The 19,325-nt window shown below is 67.4% G+C and carries 15 protein-coding genes and 2 pseudogenes; 14 read left to right on the top strand and 3 right to left on the bottom strand.

The window, feature by feature from the left end; translation table 11 throughout:
* Positions 1 to 14: 14 nt before the first annotated feature.
* The 4 genes from AC2EBS_RS03675 to AC2EBS_RS03690 all read left to right on the top strand — a co-directional run bounded on the left by AC2EBS_RS03675 (position 15) and on the right by AC2EBS_RS03690 (position 5,950).
* On the top strand, positions 15 to 2,390 hold the full coding sequence (locus AC2EBS_RS03675) for a type I secretion system permease/ATPase (RefSeq protein WP_484727019.1): 2,376 nt from the start codon (positions 15 to 17) through the stop codon (positions 2,388 to 2,390).
* A gap of 22 nt (positions 2,391 to 2,412) precedes the next feature.
* The gene (locus tag AC2EBS_RS03680; protein ID WP_484727020.1) at positions 2,413 to 3,615 is read left to right on the top strand and encodes an HlyD family type I secretion periplasmic adaptor subunit; all 1,203 of its coding nucleotides are present in this window, start codon (positions 2,413 to 2,415) and stop codon (positions 3,613 to 3,615) included.
* Positions 3,616 to 3,696: 81 nt separating this feature from the next.
* A complete protein-coding gene (locus AC2EBS_RS03685; protein ID WP_484727021.1) occupies positions 3,697 to 5,139 on the top strand; it encodes a TolC family protein in 1,443 nt (480 codons plus the stop codon).
* A gap of 16 nt (positions 5,140 to 5,155) precedes the next feature.
* Positions 5,156 to 5,950, top strand: a complete 795-nt coding sequence (locus AC2EBS_RS03690; protein ID WP_484727022.1) for a glycosyltransferase family 2 protein — start codon at positions 5,156 to 5,158, stop codon at positions 5,948 to 5,950.
* 52 nt (positions 5,951 to 6,002) lie between these two features.
* Here the strand turns inward: AC2EBS_RS03690 and AC2EBS_RS03695 are convergent, their stop codons facing one another.
* The gene (locus AC2EBS_RS03695) at positions 6,003 to 8,189 is read right to left on the bottom strand and encodes a glycosyltransferase family 10 domain-containing protein (protein ID WP_484727023.1); all 2,187 of its coding nucleotides are present in this window, start codon (positions 8,187 to 8,189) and stop codon (positions 6,003 to 6,005) included.
* A gap of 251 nt (positions 8,190 to 8,440) precedes the next feature.
* Between AC2EBS_RS03695 and AC2EBS_RS03700 the strand changes: the two genes are divergently transcribed.
* The 10 genes from AC2EBS_RS03700 to AC2EBS_RS03745 are packed head-to-tail and all read left to right on the top strand — an operon-like array spanning position 8,441 to position 18,250.
* On the top strand, positions 8,441 to 9,436 hold the full coding sequence (locus tag AC2EBS_RS03700) for a 2Fe-2S iron-sulfur cluster-binding protein (RefSeq protein ID WP_484727024.1): 996 nt from the start codon (positions 8,441 to 8,443) through the stop codon (positions 9,434 to 9,436).
* A 19-nt stretch (positions 9,437 to 9,455) separates the two neighbouring features.
* Positions 9,456 to 10,229, top strand: coding sequence for a glucose-1-phosphate cytidylyltransferase (gene rfbF, locus AC2EBS_RS03705; protein ID WP_484727025.1), 774 nt, complete (start codon positions 9,456 to 9,458; stop codon positions 10,227 to 10,229).
* A complete protein-coding gene (rfbG, locus tag AC2EBS_RS03710; protein WP_484727026.1) occupies positions 10,211 to 11,323 on the top strand; it encodes a CDP-glucose 4,6-dehydratase in 1,113 nt (370 codons plus the stop codon). The genes rfbF and rfbG overlap by 19 nt, the downstream gene beginning before the upstream one ends.
* On the top strand, positions 11,320 to 12,675 hold the full coding sequence (gene rfbH, locus AC2EBS_RS03715; protein WP_484727027.1) for a lipopolysaccharide biosynthesis protein RfbH: 1,356 nt from the start codon (positions 11,320 to 11,322) through the stop codon (positions 12,673 to 12,675). The genes rfbG and rfbH overlap by 4 nt, the downstream gene beginning before the upstream one ends.
* Positions 12,676 to 12,680: 5 nt before the next feature.
* Positions 12,681 to 13,739, top strand: a complete 1,059-nt coding sequence (locus AC2EBS_RS03720; protein WP_484727028.1) for an NAD-dependent epimerase/dehydratase family protein — start codon at positions 12,681 to 12,683, stop codon at positions 13,737 to 13,739.
* A complete protein-coding gene (locus AC2EBS_RS03725; protein WP_484727029.1) occupies positions 13,736 to 14,554 on the top strand; it encodes a transketolase in 819 nt (272 codons plus the stop codon). Before AC2EBS_RS03720 ends, AC2EBS_RS03725 begins: the two co-directional genes overlap by 4 nt.
* The gene (locus tag AC2EBS_RS03730) at positions 14,547 to 15,428 is read left to right on the top strand and encodes a transketolase family protein (protein WP_484727030.1); all 882 of its coding nucleotides are present in this window, start codon (positions 14,547 to 14,549) and stop codon (positions 15,426 to 15,428) included. Before AC2EBS_RS03725 ends, AC2EBS_RS03730 begins: the two co-directional genes overlap by 8 nt.
* A gap of 48 nt (positions 15,429 to 15,476) precedes the next feature.
* Positions 15,477 to 16,217: a glycosyltransferase family 32 protein gene (locus AC2EBS_RS03735; protein ID WP_484727031.1), complete on the top strand. Its 741-nt coding sequence runs from the start codon at positions 15,477 to 15,479 to the stop codon at positions 16,215 to 16,217.
* A 34-nt stretch (positions 16,218 to 16,251) separates the two neighbouring features.
* Positions 16,252 to 17,142, top strand: a complete 891-nt coding sequence (locus tag AC2EBS_RS03740) for a WxcM-like domain-containing protein (protein ID WP_484727032.1) — start codon at positions 16,252 to 16,254, stop codon at positions 17,140 to 17,142.
* On the top strand, positions 17,135 to 18,250 hold the full coding sequence (locus AC2EBS_RS03745; RefSeq protein ID WP_484727033.1) for a DegT/DnrJ/EryC1/StrS family aminotransferase: 1,116 nt from the start codon (positions 17,135 to 17,137) through the stop codon (positions 18,248 to 18,250). The genes AC2EBS_RS03740 and AC2EBS_RS03745 overlap by 8 nt, the downstream gene beginning before the upstream one ends.
* 591 nt (positions 18,251 to 18,841) lie before the next feature.
* Here the strand turns inward: AC2EBS_RS03745 and AC2EBS_RS03750 are convergent.
* Positions 18,842 to 19,135 (bottom strand): annotated as a pseudogene (locus AC2EBS_RS03750) (acyltransferase); the annotation flags it as partial.
* 18 nt (positions 19,136 to 19,153) lie between these two features.
* Positions 19,154 to 19,306 (bottom strand): annotated as a pseudogene (locus tag AC2EBS_RS03755) (hypothetical protein); the annotation flags it as partial.
* Between the last annotated feature and the right edge of the window lie 19 nt (positions 19,307 to 19,325).

The raw sequence follows: 19,325 nt of genomic DNA on the forward strand, positions 1-19,325 counted from the left end.
GCTGAAGGACCACGGTGACCCAGCGACACGACCCCTTCTTCGACGGCCCGAACAGCAGCCGCAAGCCCGGACAGCCCAGCCTGTATCTGGCTGCCGACGGCGGCACAGTCGCGCCCGAGCTGGAGCAGGGCGCAGCTGGCGAGGACTGGGAAGCCCAGGCCGCCGCGCAGGATCTGGGCGATCCGCTGCTGCAGGCCCTGGTCTGGCTGACCCGTCACCATGGCCGCGCGCGCTCGGCTGAGTCATTGCGCGCCGGCGGTCCGGCCGATGGCGTGCTGGGCCCCGATCAGGCTCTGCGCCTGATGCGCGAGGCCGGCTACAACGCCGGCCTGGTGCGCAAGCGCATCGAGGAAGTCAGCCCCTTGCTGCTGCCGGCGGTGCTGCTGCTCAACGGCGGCGATGCCTGCGTGCTGGTGCGCCGGCTGGAGCCGGCCGCAGCCGGGCAGAGCCCGCAGTACGAGGTGGTCTTTCCGGGCGCGGACGCCAATGTCTGTACTGCCGGCGCCGAGGAGCTGAACGCCGAGTACAGCGGCTTCATGCTGCTGGCCAGCCTGCCCGAGACCTCGCAGGCCGGCAAGCGCGCCGACGCACACCTGCTCGTCGGCGGCGAGCATTGGCTGTGGGGCACGCTCAAACGCTTCGTCCCCTACTACCGCGCGTCCATGGTCGCGGCGCTGCTCAGCAATGTGCTGATGCTGGCCACCGGCGTGATCACCTCGGTGATCTACGACAAGGTCATCCCGAACCAGAGCTTCGTCACGCTGTGGACGCTGGCGATTGGTGCAGCACTGGCACTGACCTTCGATCTGTTCGCCCGCCATCTGCGCGCGCACCTGATCGATATCGCGGGGCGCAAGACCGACCTGATCGTCGGAGCCAAGCTGTTCCGTCAGACGCTGGGCGTGCGCATGGAGCACAAGCCGGCCTCGGCGGGCTCGCATTCGCATGTCATCGGCCAGCTGGAGATGGTGCGCGACTTCTTCGCCTCGGCCAGCGTCTCGGTACTGACCGATCTGCCCTTCATCGTGCTTTTCGTCGCGATGATCTTCGTCATCGGCGGGCCGCTGGGCTGGGTGATGGTGCTGGCCATTCCGCTGATCCTCGGCATCAGCTGGGCCATCCAGGGTCACATGCGACGCGCGGTGCGCACCAACCTGGCCGAGACGGCCGACCTGCACGGCACGCTGGTGGAAGCCATCGAAGGCCTGGAAGACCTGAAGACCTCGGGCGCCGAGGGCCGCTTCCTGCACCGCTACGAGACCAGCAACGCGGTGGCGGTGGAGTCCAGCATGCGCACCCGCGCGCTGCACAGCTTCAGCAACAACCTCACGATGACGCTGCAGCAGGCGATCACCATCGTGATGCTGATCTGGGGCGTCTATCTGATACACGACGGCATCATCAGCTCCGGCGCGCTGATCGGCGCGGTGATGTTCGCCAGCCGCGCGATCGCGCCCTTGGGCAGCATCGTCAGCCTGGCAGCGCGCTACCAGGGCGCGCGCGCCGCGATGATCTCGCTCAACGAGCTGATGTCCAAGCCCACCGAGCGCGAGGCCCATCGCAACTACGTGCCGCTGCCGGCGCTGACCGGCAGCGTCGGCCTGCACGACGTGGGCTTCTCCTATCCGGTGAACGAGCAGGGCAATGCGCCCAAGGTGCTACGCGGCGTCAATCTCAAGCTGAAGGCGGGCGAACGCGTCGCCGTGCTGGGCCGCATCGGCAGCGGCAAGTCCACCGTGCTGCGCCTGCTGGCGGGCCTCTACCAGCCAACCGAGGGCATGGTCGAGGTCGACGGCATCGACCTGCGCCAGATCGACCCGGCCGAGTTCCGTGCCCGCGTCGGCTTCGTCTCGCAGGACCCGCGCCTTTTCCATGGCACGCTGCGCGACAACGTGCTGATGGGGCGCAGCCAGATCGATGCCGCGCGCCTGGTCGAAGTGGCGCGCCTGACTGGGCTGGATCGCGTCATCGCCGCCCATCCGCTGGGCTGGGATCTGCCGGTCGGCGAGATGGGCAGCCTGCTTTCCGGCGGCCAGCGCCAGCTGGTGGCACTGGCCCGCGCGCTGGTCACCAAGCCGCAGATCCTGCTGATGGACGAGCCGACCAGCTCGATGGACGCGCAGTCCGAGGTGGCCTTCCTGCGCCAGCTGCGCGACGCCGCTGGTGACGTGACGCTGGTCGTCGTCACGCACCGACCGGCGGTGCTGGAGCTGGTCTCGCGCATCGTGGTGATGGATTCGGGCCGGCTGGTGATGGACGGGCCGCGCGACCAGGTGCTGGCTGCGCTGTCGGGCGTGCGCCCGGCGGCACCGCCGGCCGGCGACGCCGCATCCTCCAATCTGCACATGCATCCGGCCGCGCAGCCGGTGCAGCGCTCGGCCTCGGTCTGAGCCCAAGGGACGCTGACGCATCATGAACGTGGCCCGCGACGAAGGACAGTTCCTCTCCGCCCTGGCGGCAGCGCAGGTGGACGAGCCGCTGCCCAAGGTGATCTGGGTGCTGTACCTGCTGGTGGCGGTGCTGGGCGCCGGCCTGCTGTGGGCCTCGTTCGCCAAGGTGGATCAGGTGAGCCGCAGCGACGGTCGCATCGTGCCAGAAGGCCGCGAGCAGATCATCGCCAGCGCCGAGATCGGCATCCTGCGCGAGCTGCTGGTCAAGGAAGGTGACCGCGTCGAAGCCGGGCAGGTGCTGGCGCGGCTGGACCCGACGCGCGTCGAGGCGCAGCAGAACGAAGGCCAGGTCAGGCGCCTGGCCGCCATGGCCACGGTGGCGCGGCTGCAGGCCGAGGCCAGTGGCCGGCCGCTGCAGTTTCCGCCGGAGCTGAAGAGCGCGCCGTCGCTGATGGCGGCCGAAACCGAGGCCTTCGAGGCCCGTCGCCGTGTGCTCGAGGAAGCCGTGGCCAGCATTGGCCGCAGTACCGCGCTGCTGCAGCGCGAGCTGAAGGTTTCGCAGGACATGGCCGCGCGCGGTCTGATGTCGGACGTCGAGGTGATGCGGCTGAGCCGGCAGGTCAACGAGCTGCAGCAGCAGCGCAGCGAGCGCATCGCCCGCTTCCGCCAGGAGGCCAGCTCCGAGCTGGTGAAGATGCAGAGCGACCTGGCGATGCAGGAAGAGCAGAAGGTGGTGCGCGACGATGCGCTCAAGCGCACGGTGCTGACCTCGCCGGTGCGCGGTCTGGTGAAGAACATCCGCGCCAACACGCTGGGCGGCGTGGTTACCACCGGCGCGCCCATCATGGAGATCGTGCCGCTGACCGAGGGCGTGCAGGTCGAGGTGCGGCTCAAGCCCACCGAGGTGGGCTTTGTGCGCGTGGGCCAGACGGCCCGGGTCAAGGTGGCCGGCTTCGACTACAACACCTTCGGCGGTCTGGAAGGTACGGTGAGCTACATCAGCCCCGATGCCCTGGGTGAGACCGACCCCAAGGCCGGCGACGCCGGTCGCTACTACCGCGCGCTGATCCGCTGCGAGCGCAGCACGCTGCGTTACAGGGGCGAGGCGGTGCAGGTGATCCCGGGCATGAATGCCCAGGTCGAGATCCGCACCGGCGAGCGCTCGGTGCTGGGCTTCCTGCTGCAGCCCATGCTCAAGGTGCAGGACGCGATGCGCGAGCGGTGAAGCCGCGCCGCCGGGAATAAAGGGCCGCAGCGCCAAGTTGTTCCGGCCTTCAGCGCCGCCGGGCTGTGTTGAAGTACCGGCATGGCCAAGATCCCGACTTCCAGACCCGCGATGCTGCTGCTGCACGGCGCGCTCGGCGCTGCCGTGCTGCTCGCGCCCGTGATGCCGGCGCAGTCGGCGCCCAAGCGCGCCAAGCCCGCAGCGGTGCAGCCACCGTCGGCAAGCGCCGCGGCGAGCACCGAGTCGCGCCAGCAGTCGCGCTGCGGCGAAGAAGATGCGCTGCCCTCCAGCAGCGGCCGCGACGCCAGCATGTTCGAGCCGGCGAATGTCGATCCGCGCACCCAGCTGCAGCAGCTGGTGCAGACCGCGCAGCGCCGCAGCCAGTCCATCGGCATGATGACCCTGCTGGCCCAGGCAGCCAATGACGATCTCGAGGAAACGCGCGCCTCGCGCCTGCCGCAGGTCAATCTTGGCGGCACCTTGACCCAGGCCGGCAGCAAGTCGGCCGGCATGCCGATGGAGCAGGGCGCGCAGGCGCAGCTGAGTCTCAACGTCAGTGCACCGCTCTACGACTTCGGCCGCCTGCAGCAACTGGCGGCCTGGCGCAGCCAGCTGGCCGAATCGGCCCGTCTCGGCCTGATGAATGCTGAGCAGCAGCTGGCGCTGCAGACCGTCTCGCTGGCGATGGACCGCAGCCGTTACCAGCTTCAGATCCAGATCTACGGCCAATACGTGCGCAAGATGGCCTGCCTGGTCGAGGCGCTGGAAACCATCGTCAAGGCCGACCGCGGCCGCGCCAGCGAGCTGGTGCAGGCGCAGAAGAACCGCCAGCAGGCCGAGCTGGCCGTCGAGCAGACGCATTCGGCGCTGCGCCAGACCGAGATCCGCCTCAAGCGCTTCGTCGGTGACGATCTGCCGCCCAGCGCCAGCTACGCGGCGCTGCTGACGCAGATCCCCGAGCTGACCGAACTGCAGCGCGATGCCGAGCAGGCGCTGGATCTGGCCCAGCTTGCCGCCCAGGAGCGTGCGCAGGCGCGCTATGCCGAGTCGGTGGCTTCCAGCTACAAGCCGCAGGTGAATCTGCTGCTCAACGGCACCGGCATTGCTGGCCAGAGCCGGGGCAGCGACTATGTGGTGGGCGTCAGCGTCAGCGTGCCGCTCTACAACGCCGCCGCCGCGCCGGGCATCGCCGCGGCGCAGAAGCGTGCCGCGGTGGCACGGCTGCAGCTCGAGGATGCGCTGGAGACGCGCCGCTACCGCATGGCCGACATGCACGAGTCCGCCACCTCGGCCTTCGACCGCGCGCGCCGCATCGTCGAGATCCTGCGCAACAGCGACCGCGTGCGCGCCGCCACGCTGCAGCAGTGGCAGCAGCTGGGACGCCGCTCACTGTTCGACGTGATGGGCTCCGAGGCCGACTACTACGGCCTGCGCATTGCCCATGTGAATGCGCTGTTCGATGGCCAGCAGGCCGTGGCGCTGTTGTGGTCCATGGGCCGTGGCGTGATGACGCCGCTGCGCTGAAGGATCGCCGCCCGCCATGAGCCCGCAATTCAGCTTCATCGTCACCACCCATCTGCGCGCGCCGCTGCTGCGCCGCTCGCTGGGCAGCATCCTCGCGCAGAGCGTGCAGGACTTCGAGATCATCGTCGTCGCCGATGCGCTGGACGCCGGCACCGGTCTCGCCGTCGGCGAGCTGCTGCGCCCGCAGGACCAGTTCATCAAGCGTGCCGGCCGTCCCGGCCCGGCCGAGAGCCGCAACGTCGGCATGCAGGCCGCACGCGGCGAATGGGTGCTCTTCCTCGACGATGACGACAGCCTGGAGCCGCATCACCTGGCGGTGCTGCAGCAGGCCATTCGTGATCTGGGCGCGACGCACCCGGTGCTGTTTTCCGACCTGCAGGTGGTCTACGAGAACCGTGCGCCCGAGGGCATCGCCTTCATCAAGCGCGAGGCCATTGCGCTGGGCCATGTGCCGGTCGAGAACCTGCATGTGAAGAACTTCATCCCGAACAACGCTCTGGCCTTTCGCCGCAGCGTGCTCGAAGGCATCAGCGTCGACACGCACATGGCCTCGCTGGAGGACTGGGACTTCCTGCTGGCCGTCTGCGCGCGCGCGATGCCGCGCCACTATGCCGGTGGCGGCGCCGTGGTGCACAAGGATGTCAATCCCGGCACGCGCCGCGGCAGCTCGGATGCAGCCAAGGATCTCACCGTGGTGCTGGACTTCATCCACGCCTACCGCCGCTGGCCGGCCCCCACCGAGGCGCTGCGCGAGCAGCGCAAGGCGCTGATCCGCAGCGTGGGGCTGGACCTGCCGGTGAACTGGTTCTGAGCTCACGCGCCAGGCGTGCCAGGCCAGCCGGCCGGCACGAACGCCGGGCGGCTCAGCGCACCAGGGCGAGGGCGCTGTCGGCCAGATCAGGATAGAGCGCGTCGATCTCCTCGTCGTGCAGCACGAAACTGCGCGGGCCGCGATAGATGCTGTCGGCGCTGAAGGGCGCCTGGGTTTGCCCGTCGGCCGGGCTGATCCAGGCCAGTTGGCGCTCGAGCAGCTGCTGCGTCGCTTGCGGATAGGCAGGGCTCTGCAGGATCGCATCCATGACCGAGAGCATCACCCAGGGGTCGATGTCCTCGCGGGGACCGATGCCGTTCTCGGCGCTGCGGGTCTTGATACGGAAATGGAAGTGCCCTTGCTCGAGCATGCGCCGGGTGATCGCGGGGACGAGCTGGCGCCGCGAAGCCGTGCTGCGCGGCTTGGTGAAGCTGAAGAAGGGCACGGGACGCCGGCCGACATCGTCCAGCATCAGCGCCTGCCATACGTCGTTGGGAAACCCCGCGAAGGGATGCTGCGGGTCGAAGTCTTCGCTGAGGCGGCGCATCAGGTCGCTGGAGATCAGCGTGTTGGCGCCGCTGACCAGGGTCAGCCCGTCGACGGTGGGCGGCGAGTTCAGTCGGCCCATCGATCCAGCGAAGCAGCGCTCGCGCGGCATGCGCTCCAGCACCGCGCACAGGCCTCGGAAATCGATGACCGAGGTGACGGTGGTCTGGTAGAGGAAGAAGGGCTCGGGATGCTCGCGCAGCAGGTGCTTGTAGACCGCCTGCTGGCGGTAGATCGTGTCGCGGTTCTCCGCTGCCGACCAGATGCCCGAGGCGGCATAGCCCTCGTTCGCGCCGCTTGCGTCGTCCGCTCCGCCCACGCCGATAATCAGTTCGTTGCCTTGCTTGCGCTCGGTGCCGAGCGGCAGCGCCTTGCTGGTGCGAACGAACAGAGCCGTGACGCCAGGGAAGTGGGAGATGTAGAACTGCCAGAGCGCTCGGGCGCGGGTGAAGACTGGCAGTTCGTCTCCATAGCCGAAGTAGACGATCAGGTCTGGCCGCCCGGCTTCCAGCAAGGAGAGCCTTCGCTGCTCGGCGGTCGCCGGCGTCTCCTGCGCCTGCTCGGCCGGTGCTGTCGCCGCCGCGCTGTCGCCGCCGGGCGCATCGATGGCTTCCGGCCGGGTGAGGGCGAGCGTGGCGTGGTCCTGCTTCAGCAGCTCCCAGGCTAGCCGACTGTCGCGCCTGAGGTCCCAGTCGACGATCTGGGTGACGGTGTCAAGGAAGCACTCGCTGGAAAAGGGATAGACCCCCGCGCCGTTGAGGAAATCTGCGATGCGTTCTAGATAGGCGCCGTGCTCGTCCGCCCCCATGCCGGTCAGCGTGCGATGCAGCTCCGGGTAGCTGGAGAAGCGGCGCAGGTCGATGAAGCAGTCGGCTGGAATCCAGCGCTCGATATTCGGCGCACCGGCATAGACAGGCACCGTGCCGGCGCGCAGGCAGTCCAGCGCCTTCTCGGTGATGTAGCCGGGTATGTTGCGCGCGTTCTCGTAGCAGATCGAGAAGCGGTAGCGGGCAAGCGTCGCCAGTTTGTCGTCGACCGGGCCGCGATAGCTGGGGTAGCTCGCCGCATCCCAGCCCATGCCGTAGAGGTCGAAGTCGGCCGGCGCGTTGTGCTCGTACCAGCGGATCGCGCGCACACGCTCGGAGTAGAGCTCGTTGGGATGACTGGACGACTTCGCACCGGCGATGATGGTCGCGAGCCTGCGTTGCGCGAAGCGTTGCGTGAGCGCGCCGAAGTCATAGGGCCGCTCGAAATCGAGAGCGAAGTTGAACTTGATGTAGCGCAGGCCGTCGACCAGGGCATCGTTCCAAGTGAAGATGCGGTCGAACTGGCGGTGGTAGTCGAGGTCCCAGTTGTCCGGCTTGATGACATCGCACTCGAAGAGCATCAGGTATTTCTTGATCGGGGCGCGCAGCAGCGCGTCGATCAGCGGCCGGCCTGCGCGCGGCCTGTCCATGAAGATGACTGCGTCCAGCTCCTCCGGACTCTGGACCTGATCCAGTGTGAGGAACTCAATGCCCAGCGCCTGGCCCCGCAGGTAGAGATCGCACCAGGGCTTGAGCAGGCCGGCGCCGACGCCGGCGTTGGCATTCTTGAACAGGAAGCCGTCGCGTGTGATCTCTTCGTAATAGTTCCAGACGCCGACGCGCACGGGGCGGCGTGCGTCGCTTGCGGAGATTGGGTTCGAACTCATCGTCTGGCTGTTCCGGATTGGAGTTTGGAGCGCGTGCGCATGGACGTGCGCGCAGAACTGGTGCTTGCCACCGAAGTAGACCGCGACAGCAACCATGCCGATCGGCAGATCAGCGCCGCCAATCCGGGCTTCTCGCGCTTCGTCGCACGGGCAACCCGGGTGAGCGGATTTGGACTGGACTCGAGCCCATTTCCCAGCCATTGCCCTGGCGCAGCGACCATTAAGATGCCCGTCAGACTGGAGCCCAGCCCGTGGCCGAACCCCACCGAATCACACTCGCCAACCGCAAGCAGTTCCTCGCGCCTGCCGATGTCAGCCTGCTCGACGCGGCTCGCGCTGCCGGCCTGGTGCTGGAGCACGGCTGCCGCACCGGCCGTTGCGGGAGCTGCCGCGTCCAGGTGCTGCGCGGCCGGACGAGCTCGCTGCAAGACGATGCGGTGCTGTCGGCCGAGGACCAATCGGCCGGTTGGAGGCTGAGCTGCACGAGTGCGGCGGCGAGCGATCTCGAGCTGGATGCCGAGGACCTGGGCGCCGTAGCGGCGATTCGCGTCAAGACATTGCCGGCACGCATCGCCGCGATGGACCGGCCGGCGCCCGATGTGTTGCGCCTGCTGCTGCGACTGCCGCCAGGCAGCCGCATGGACTATCTCCCCGGCCAGTACGTCAATGTGATCGGTCAGGGCGGCGTGCGCCGCAGCTATTCAATGGCGGCAGCGCCCGCAGGCGATGCGCCGCTGGAGTTGCAGATCCGGGCGGTGGATGCCGGCGTCATGAGCCGCTACTGGTTCGAGCAGGCCCGGCTCAATGATCTGCTGCGCCTCGAAGGCCCGCACGGCAGCTTCTTCCTGCGCGATGTGGCCGGGCGCGATGTGGTCTTCCTGGCCACTGGCACCGGGATCGCACCGCTGAAGGCGATGCTGGAGTCCATGCTGAGCCTGCCTGCCGATCAGCAACCGCGTTCGCTGCACTTGCTTTGGGGGGGGCGCCTGCCGGCCGACCTCTACTGGCAGCCTGCGGACTTGCCGGCCTGGTTCAGCTACACGCCGGTGCTCTCACGCGCTGATGAAGGGTGGGGCGGTGCACGCGGCCATGTGCAGGACGTGCTGCTGCAGCAGCGCCCGGACATGCAGGGCGTGGCTGTTTACGCCTGCGGCTCGCTGGCCATGATCGAAACGGCACGTCGTCAGCTGCTGGCTGCGGGCATGTCAGCGCGCGATTTCCACTCAGACGCTTTCGTCAGCGCCTGAACGAAAGGGTGAAGCCAAGATGAAAGCAGTGATCCTCGCCGGCGGACTGGGCACGCGGCTCAGCGAAGAAACCTCGGCCCGGCCCAAGCCCATGGTCGAGATAGGCGGCAAGCCCATCCTTTGGCACATCCTGAAGATGTACTCGCACCATGGCATCAACGACTTCGTGATCTGTTGCGGCTACAAGGGCTATGTCATCAAGGAGTTTTTCTCGAACTACTTTATGCACACCTCGGACATCACCTTCGACATGCGCTCCAACCGCATGGAGGTGCATCAGAAGCGCGCTGAGCCTTGGAACGTCACGCTGGTCGATACCGGCGAGCATTCGATGACTGGCGGACGCATCAAGCGCATTGCGAAGTATGTGGAGCTGGACGAGGCCTTCTGCCTGACCTATGGCGACGGCGTCAGCGACGTCGACATCAGCGCCAGCATCGACTTTCACCGCAACCACGGTAAGCTCGCCACGTTGACCGCCACCTATCCGCCGGCACGCTTTGGCGCACTCGATCTGGATGGCGCGCAGGTGAAGAGCTTCAAAGAGAAGCCCTTCGGCGAGGGCGGCATGATCAATGGCGGCTTCTTCGTGCTGAGCCCCCAGGTGATCTCGCTTCTGGAGGATGACCGTACCATCTGGGAGCGCGAGCCGCTGGACACCCTGGCCGCGCGCGGCGAGCTGATGGCATTCGAACACCAGGGCTTCTGGCAGCCGATGGACACGCTGCGGGACAAGATTCTGCTGGACGATCTATGGAGCAGCGGCAAGGCGCCATGGAAGAAGTGGGACTGATGGGCAGCACCGCAACTCCGAGCGCCGATTTCTGGCGTGGACGCCGCGTGCTGCTGACTGGCCACACCGGCTTCAAGGGCAGCTGGCTGGCCCTGTGGCTGCAGTCCATGGGTGCCGAGGTGCACGGCCTGGCGCTGCCAGCGCCGACCGAACCGGCGCTTTTCAAGGTTGCGCGCGTGGCTGATGGCATGGCCAGCTCCACGCTGGCTGACATCCGCGACCTGGCGGCTGTGCAGGCCGCGATGGCACGAGCCCGGCCCGAGGTGTTGCTGCATCTCGCGGCGCAGCCGCTGGTGCGCCTGTCCTATGAGCAGCCGGCGGAGACCTTCGCCACCAATGTGATGGGCACGGTGCATGTGCTGGAGGCGGCAAGGCGCTGCGAGAGCCTGCGCGCCATCGTCAACGTGACGACCGACAAGTGTTACGAGAACCGCGAATGGGCTTGGGGCTACCGCGAGGACGAGGCCATGGGCGGGCACGATCCCTACAGCAGCAGCAAGGGCTGCGCTGAACTGGTGACTGCCGCCTACCGCCGCTCCTTCATGGCCGCGGGGCGCACCGCGCTGGCCAGTGCTCGCGCCGGCAATGTGATCGGCGGCGGCGACTGGGCAGCCGACCGGCTGCTACCCGATATCTTGCGTGCCTGCGAGAGCGGCCAGCCGGTGCGGATCCGCAACCCGCATGCCACCCGTCCCTGGCAGCATGTACTGGAGCCGTTGGGCGGCTACCTCGTGCTCGCCGAGCGACTGTACGAGCAGGGTCAAGCCGTTGCCGAAGGCTGGAACTTCGGCCCGCGTGATGGCGATGTGCAGCCGGTGCAGTGGATCGTCGAGCGCATGGTGGCGCAGTGGGGCGGCAACGCCCGCTGGCAGCTCAGCGAGGGCGATCATCCGCACGAAGCTAGCTACCTTAAGCTTGATATCTCCAAGGCCCGAGCGCGCCTGGGCTGGCAGCCGCGCTGGAGTCTGGCCACGGCGCTGACGCGTATCGTCAGCTGGCACCAGGCCTGGTTGTCCGGCGCCGACATGCAGGCCTTGTGCCTGCAACAGATCCACGACTACTGCAATACCCGCAGCGACGCAGAGCCCCTATGAGCACCTCGATACCCGTTTCCTTCGAACCGCAACTGGACCAGCTGCGCGCCCAGATTGGCGAGCTGGTGCGCCAGTACGCCGCCATCGCGCATGCGCCCAAGCCCTTCGTCCCGGGTGAATCGGCCGTGCCGGTGTCGGGCAAGGTGATCGGTGCCAAGGAGCTGGAGCTGATGGTCGAGGCTTCGCTCGATGGCTGGCTGACCACCGGCCGTTTCAACGCGCAGTTCGAGCAGCGCCTGGCGCAGTTCCTTGGCGTCAAGCACCTGATCACGGTGAACTCGGGTTCGTCGGCCAATCTGGTGGCCTTCTCGGCGCTGACCTCGCCGCGTTTGGGCGCGCGGGCGATCAAGCCGGGCGACGAGGTGATCGGCGTGGCCGCGGGCTTCCCCACCACGGTCAACCCCATCCTGCAGTTCGGCGCGGTGCCGGTGTTCGTGGATGTCGACCTGGATACGCACAACATCGACGCCAGCCTGATCGAGGCGGCGATCACGCCCAAGACCAAGGCCATCATGCTGGCCCACTCGCTGGGCAATCCCTTCAACCTGGACGTTGTCACCGCGCTGTGCAAGAAGCACGGGCTGTGGCTGGTCGAGGACTGCTGCGACGCACTGGGCGCCACCTACAAGGGCCAGATGGTCGGCAGCTTCGGCGATATCGGCACGCTGAGCTTCTACCCGGCGCACCACATCACGATGGGCGAGGGCGGCGCGGTCTTCACCAACAACGCCGAGCTCAAGCTGATCGCCGAGTCCTTTCGTGACTGGGGGCGCGACTGCTACTGCCCGCCCGGCAAGGACAACACCTGCAACAAGCGCTTCTGCTGGAGCAAGAAGGAGCTGGGCGGCGACCTGCCGGACGGCTACGACCACAAGTACACCTACAGCCACCTGGGCTACAACCTGAAGATCAGCGATATGCAGGCGGCCTGCGCGCTGGCGCAGTTGGACCGGCTGGAAGAGTTCATCGCCAAGCGTCGAGCCAACTTCGCCTACCTGAAGAGCCGCTTGCAGAGCTGCGCCGAGTTCCTGCATCTGCCCGAGGCCACGCCGGGGTCGGAACCCTCCTGGTTCGGCTTTCCGCTGATCCTGAAGGAGAGCGCAGGCGTGCAGCGCGCCGACCTGATCAATTTCCTCGAGCAGAACAAGATCGGCACCCGGCTGCTGTTCGCTGGCAACCTCACCAAGCAGCCCTATATGGCGGGCCGCAACTTCCGTGTGGCCGGCAGCCTTAAGAACACCGATGTGGTGATGAACCAGACCTTCTGGCTGGGCACCTTCCCGGGACTGGGCGAGCCGCAGTTGGACTTCATCGCCGACAAGCTCGAAGAGTTCTTCGGGCTCAACTTCTGAAGGCAATGAGCGCGCGAGCCGCTGCGCCCCTGGCCCTGCCGCCCGAGGACCTGGCCCATGTGCTGGATGGCGTGGGAACGCATTGGCAGTCCCTGCGCGGCCAGCGCCTGCTACTGACCGGCGGCACCGGCTTCATCGGCAAGTGGCTGCTGGGCAGCTTTGTGCACGCCAACCGTGCGCTGGCGCTGGACGCGCGCGTCGTCGTGCTGAGCCGCGACGTGCGGGCCTTCCAGGCGCAGCATCCTGAGCTGGCTGATGCGCCGGAGATCGACTGGCTGCAGGGCGATGTGCGTGACTTTGCGCTGGCGCCGCTGCAGCGCTGCGCGTACGCCATTCACGCCGCTACCGATGTGGTGGCCAGCCGGCCGCCGGCAGAGGTTCTCGATGTCTGCGTGCGCGGCACCCAGCAGGTACTGGCGCAGGCGCGCCAGGCCGGTGTGCGGCGCCTGCTGCTGTTGAGCTCGGGCGCTGTCTACGGCCGTCAGCCGGCAACGCTGGACCGCCTGCCAGAAGACTTCAGCGGTGCGCCCGACTGCCTGGCGCCGGGCTCGGCCTATGGCGAGGGCAAGCGCGTCAGCGAGCTGCTGTGCGCCATGGCGGCGGCCGAGTCCGGCATCGAGATTCCGGTGGCCCGCTGCTTCGCCTTTGTCGGCCCCTACCTGCCGCTGGACCGCCAATTCGCCATCGGCAATTTCATCGGCGCTGCGCTGCGTGGCGAGGATCTCCACATCCAGGGCGATGGCACGCCGCTGCGCAGCTATCTGCATGCCGCCGATCTGGCGCTGTGGCTGTGGCTGCTGCTGTTCTGTGGCCAGAGCGCCAGGGCCTACAACGTGGGCGGCGACGAGTCGCTATCGATCGCGCAGCTGGCGCGGCGCGTCGTGGCTGCGCTGGGGGCGCGCTCGGCCGTAAAGATCGCTCGCCAGCCGCTGCCTGGCATGCCAGCCCAGGCCTATGTGCCTGAGCTGCAACGGGTCGAGTCCGAGCTCGGCCTGCGCGTACGCATCGGCCTTGACGAGGCCATCCAACGAACCGCCCGCTGGGCGCAACGGGCGAGACCATGAGTGCAGCCTCTCAAGAAACCGTAGACCTCGCGCGACGCATGCGCGTGCAAGCCTTGCGCATGGTGCAGCGCGCGCGCGCCTCGCACATCGGTTCGGCGCTATCGATCTGCGACATCGTCGCGGTGCTCTATGGCCAGGTGATGCGGCTCGATCCGCGCCGGCCCGACTGGACCGAGCGTGACCGCTTCATCCTCAGCAAGGGCCACGCTTGCGTGGCGGTCTATGCGGCGCTGGCCGAGACCGGATACATCAGCGAGCAGGACCTGCTCAGCTACGGGCAGGACCACTCGATGCTGATGAATCACATCAGCCACAAGGTACCTGGCGTGGAGTTCTCCACCGGTTCGCTGGGCCACGGCCTGTCGTTCGGCGTGGGCAAAGCGCTGGCGGCCAAGAAGCGTGGTCAGTCCTGGCGTACCTTTGTGCAGCTCAGCGACGGCGAACTGGGCGAGGGCTCGAACTGGGAGGCCTTCATGTTTGCGGCCCATCACCGCCTCGACAATCTGGTGGCCATCATCGACTACAACAAGCTGCAGAGCCTGACCACGGTGGAGCAGACCCTGCGCATTGAGCCGCTGGCCGACAAGCTGCGCGCCTTTGGCTGGGCCGTGCGAGAACACGACGGCCACGACCATGCAGCGCTGGCCGAGGCGCTGGGCGGCGCGCCGTGGCAGCCCGACCAGCCCTCGGTATTGATTGCCCACACTATCAAGGGCCGTGGGGTCAGCTTCATGGAGAACAGCGTGGATTGGCACTACAGATCGCCCTCGGCCGAGCAGCTGGCCCAGGCCCTCGCGGAGCTGAATCATGCGTAACGCATTCATCCAGGAGCTGGTCACGCTGGCGCGCGCCAACCCGCAGATTGCACTGGTGGTCGGTGATCTGGGCTACTCGGTGATCGAACCCTTCGCCGACGAGTTCCCCGATCGCTTCATCAACGCCGGCGTCGCCGAGCAGAATATGACAGGCCTTGCCGCCGGCATGGCCTCCGAGGGCTACCACGTCTTCACGTACTCGATCGCCAACTTTCCGACCTTCCGCTGCGCCGAGCAGATCCGCAACGACGTGGACTACCACCGGCTGCCGGTGACCGTGGTCTCGGTCGGTGGTGGACTGGCCTACGGCGCACTCGGCTACTCTCACCATGCAGTGCAGGATTACGCGCTGATGCGCAGTCTGCCCAACATGCTGATCGCAGCACCTGGAGATCCGATGGAGGTGCGGGCCTGCCTGAGGCACCTGGTGGCCAACCCGGGGCCCTCTTACCTGCGCCTGGGCAAGGCAGGTGAGCCCTGCTTTCATGCCGATGTGCCATTGCTTGCGCCCGGTCAGTGGCTGAGTGTTCGGCCGGGTGCCGGCCCGCGCGCCCTGCTGTGCACCGGCGCCGGCCTGGGCATCGCGATGGGCTGGAGCGGGTCCAGTGTCGAGTTGCCCGTCTACAGCCTGCCCCTGTGGTCGATGAGTAGCAAGTCAATGCAGGCGCCGCAACTGGCTGCCTATGAAGAAGTGACGTCGGTCGAGGACCATCTGCTCGATGGCGGCTTCGCCTCCTGGTTGTTGGAGGCGCAGGCGCTGAATCCTGCCCTGCGGACCCGCATCAGGCCGCTCGCACTGGACCCGCGGGTTTGTGGCACGGTGGGCAGCCAGGCCATGCTTAACAGCCTCGGCGGCCTGAACTGTCCTGACTGAGGCAATTGCACTCAGCCCCAGTCACATCTGAACAAGCAGAGCATTCCCATGAGCCCTTTGGACCAAAGTCTGCGCAGTCGTCGCCAGGTCGATTTCGACGGCTTCGCAAACGGCACGGTGTTCTGCATCTGGAGCGGCGACAACCCGATGTCGTCTGACCGTGAGCAGGCTCTGCTGTCGATCTTCCGCAATGTGCAGACGCCCGTGATGTTCTTGGACCGTCGCAACATCGACGAGTGGCAGTACCCCGGGGCGCCGTTTCACGCCGCTTATCCCTACCTGAGTGCTACCCACAAGTCCGACTACCTGCGCTGTTACCTGATGCATCACTACGGCGGCGGCTACACCGATATCAAGCACACGTCTAAGCCCTGGGGGCCGCTGTTTCGCATGCTCGACGCGCTGCAGGCGCACGAGGCGCTGGGTTACCAGGAGATCGGGCCGCAAGGTGTGGCACGCGTGGGGGGAGGCCTGCAAGTCGAGATGCAGCAGAACTACCAACGCCTGATTGGCCTTTGCGCTTTCATCTTCAGGCGCCGCTCGCCACTGACTGCGGAATGGCTGACGCAAACGCATGCGCTGCTGGACAGCAAGCTCGAGGCCTTGAAGCAGCACCCGGCTCGGCATCCTCAGGACCAACGCGGCGCGCAGTTCACCGACGGTTCGGTGAGCGAATACCCGATAGGCTGGACTGAGATGCTGGGCAACCTGTTCCATCCGCTGGTGTACAAGTGGTCGGATAGGATCGCGCAGGCCGATATCGCCCCCAGCTTCAGCAACTACCGCTGAACGACAGCCCCTCATGACCCAAGAAGGACACCCAGTGCAAGCGAGGACTTGGATCGATGCCAGCGCCATGGTGCGCAGTCGCAGTGTGGCGGCGGATTGCCGCATCGGTCCCTTCGCCATCGTTGAGGACGATGTCAGTTTAGGCCGCGGCGTCGAGATCGGCGCCGGCGTCTATCTTTGGTCTGGCATGCGGGTGGAAGAGGGCGCGCAGATCGCTGCCCGCGTTTGCTTCGTGCGCGGCGACGCGGACAAACCCTGCGCCACCCATGTGCGCGCCGGCGTGCAGATCGGCGAGAACGCCACCATCGCCGCCGGCGTCGTGCTCGGGCCCGGCTGCCGCATCGCCGCCGGCTCGGTGGTCACGCGCGACGTGCCGCCCAATGCCATCGTCAGCGGCAATCCGGCGCACATCAGCGGCTATGTCAACACGCCGCACCTCGACCTGCCCGGCCAGGGCACGCGCGGCAGCGCGCTGGCCAGCCAGGATGCGCTGCCGCAGCTCAATGTCGCCGCGGCAAAGCTTCATCGTCTGCCCAAGATCGTCGACCTGCGTGGCGCCTTGAGCTTCGGCGAGACCGGCGCGCACCTGCCGTTTGCGCCGGAGCGCGTCTTCCTGGTCTACGACGTGCCGAGCAAGGAAGTGCGCGGCGAGCATGCGCACAAGGCCTGCCACCAGTTCCTCGTCTGCGTGAAGGGCAGCGTCGGCATCGTGCTGGATGACGGCGACAAGCGCGATGAGATCGTGCTGGACAGTGCCCGCGTCGGCCTGCACATCCCGCCCATGGTCTGGGGCATCCAGTACCAGTTCTCCGCCGACGCGGTGCTGCTGGTGCTTGCCTCGGACCGCTATGACGCGGCCGACTACATCCGCAACTACGACGAGTTCCTCGCCGCCGTCGGCAAGGGAGGCGCGCGTCATGGCTGAGCCCGGCAGCATCAAGGTTCCCTTCCTGGACCTGCAGCCGATCTACCGGCGCAGCCAGGCAGCGATCGACGCGGCGCTGGCGCGCGTGGCCGGCAGCGGCTGGTTCCTGCTCGGCAAGGAACTGGCCGATTTCGAGGCCGCCTATGCGCAGCACTGCGGCGCTGCACATTGCGTGGGCCTGGCCAACGGGCTGGATGCGCTGCACCTGGCGCTGTTGGCGCTGGGCGTGGGCGAGGGCGACGAGGTCATCGTGCCGTCCAATACCTATATCGCCACCTGGCTGGCGGTGAGCCAGTGCGGCGCGACGCCGGTGCCGGTGGAACCGGACCCGGCGACTTTCAACATCGATCCCGCACGGATCGAAGCCGCGATCACGCCGCGGACCAAGGTGCTGCTGCCGGTTCATCTGTACGGCCAGGCGGCCGATATGGATGCGATCCGCGCCATCGCCGCTAGGCATGGCCTCAAGGTGCTGGACGACTGCGCGCAGGCCCACGCCGCCCGCTACAAGGGCCGCGCGGTAGGCAGCCTGGCCGATGTCTCGGCCTGGAGCTTCTACCCCGGCAAGAATCTCGGCGCGATGGGCGACGGCGGTGGTGCCACCACCGACGACGCGGCGCTTGCCGAGCGCCTGCGCGTGCTGCGCAACTACGGCTCGCGGGTCAAGTACCACAACGAGGTCAAGGGCTTCAATTCGCGCCTGGACGAGATCCAGGCCGCGGTGCTGGCCGCCAAGCTGCCGGCGCTGGAAGAGGCGACGAACGAGCGCCGCGCCATCGCCGCGCGCTTCCTAGACGGCATTGCCGGCCTGCCGCTGCAGCTGCCGCAGGTGCCTGAGTGGGCCGAGCCGGCCTGGCATCTGTTCGTCGTGCGCCATGAGGACCGCGACGGCCTGCAGCAGCGCCTCGCTGCCGAAGGTGTGGGCACGCTGATCCACTACCCGGTGCCGCCGCATCTGCAGCCGGCCTATGCCGAGCTGGGCTATGCGGCGGGCGACCTGCCTGTCGCCGAAGCCATCCACCGCGAGGTGCTCAGCCTGCCGCTGTGGCCGGGCATGAGCGAGGCGCAGGTCGAGCGGGTGATCGCGGCGGTGCGGCGCTGCGTGTAGCAACCGGCGTCGGCTGGACGGCGAAGCTCTGTCGCCTGCTTGTGGGCTAGGCAAGCGGCCTGGGGTTTGCTCGTTCCTAGGGCCTGCAAAGGTCGGCGCGTGACGGCGACTCGGCCCGCTGCCGGGCTCATGCTGCACGGGTCGGCCCTGCGGGCCGACTGCCCTCGATGCTCGCTGCGCGGGTCGGGGGCGCAGAACTCGCTTCGTTCGCTGCGCTCACTTCGCTCGACCAACCGCGCCCAGTCAGATGTGGAAGCGCGCTGCGCGCGCCGACCCACTCCGCTGCGCTCTCGGCCGTGCAGAAATCGCCCGGCAGCGGGCCGAGCCGCCGCCCGAGCACGTGGTGGCACGCCATGAGTTCTTGCCAGCGCTCAGCTTCCGTTAGCACTGTGGCCTGGGCAGTCGCCGGGTGAATGTGAGGCGCTGAGCAGCGCAAGGGAGTCGGCTCGGGGAGCCGACCGCCGAACCTGAACCCGGCGGCTGCCCGGGTCGCAGTGCCGCGCTCCAGCCTTCGCAAGGACCGCTGTGCTCAACAAGTGCAAGCGCTTGATTGAGCAAGCCTCAGCTACCCGGCACCAGCCCACGCGACCGCGCCGGATTCCCCAGCCACAGCTCGCCTGCCGGCACGTCGCGCGTGACCACGCTGCCGGCGCCGATCAGCGCGCCTTCGCCTATGGTCACGCCGCCGAGGATGGTCGCGTTGGCGCCGATTGACGCGCCGCGCTTCACCACCGTGCGCTGGAAGCTCTCAGGGTAGATCTTGGAGCGCGGGTACTTGTCGTTGGCGAAGGTGACGTTGGGGCCGACGAAGACGTCGTCCTCCAGCGTGATGCCGTCCCACAGCTGCACCCCGCACTTCACCGTCACGCGGTCGCCGACCAGCACATCGTTCTCTATGAAGCACTGCGCGTTGATATTGCAGTCGCGGCCGATGCGCGCGCCGGGCAGCACCACACAGAACTGCCAGACCAGCGTGCCCGGGCCGATGGCCGTGCTCTGTACGTCGGCGCTGGGATGGATGCGGGGCGGCTGCCCGCTGTCGGTGCTCGCAATCATGGCCGCAAAGCATACGTGA

The organism is Roseateles sp. T103, assembly GCF_057219915.1.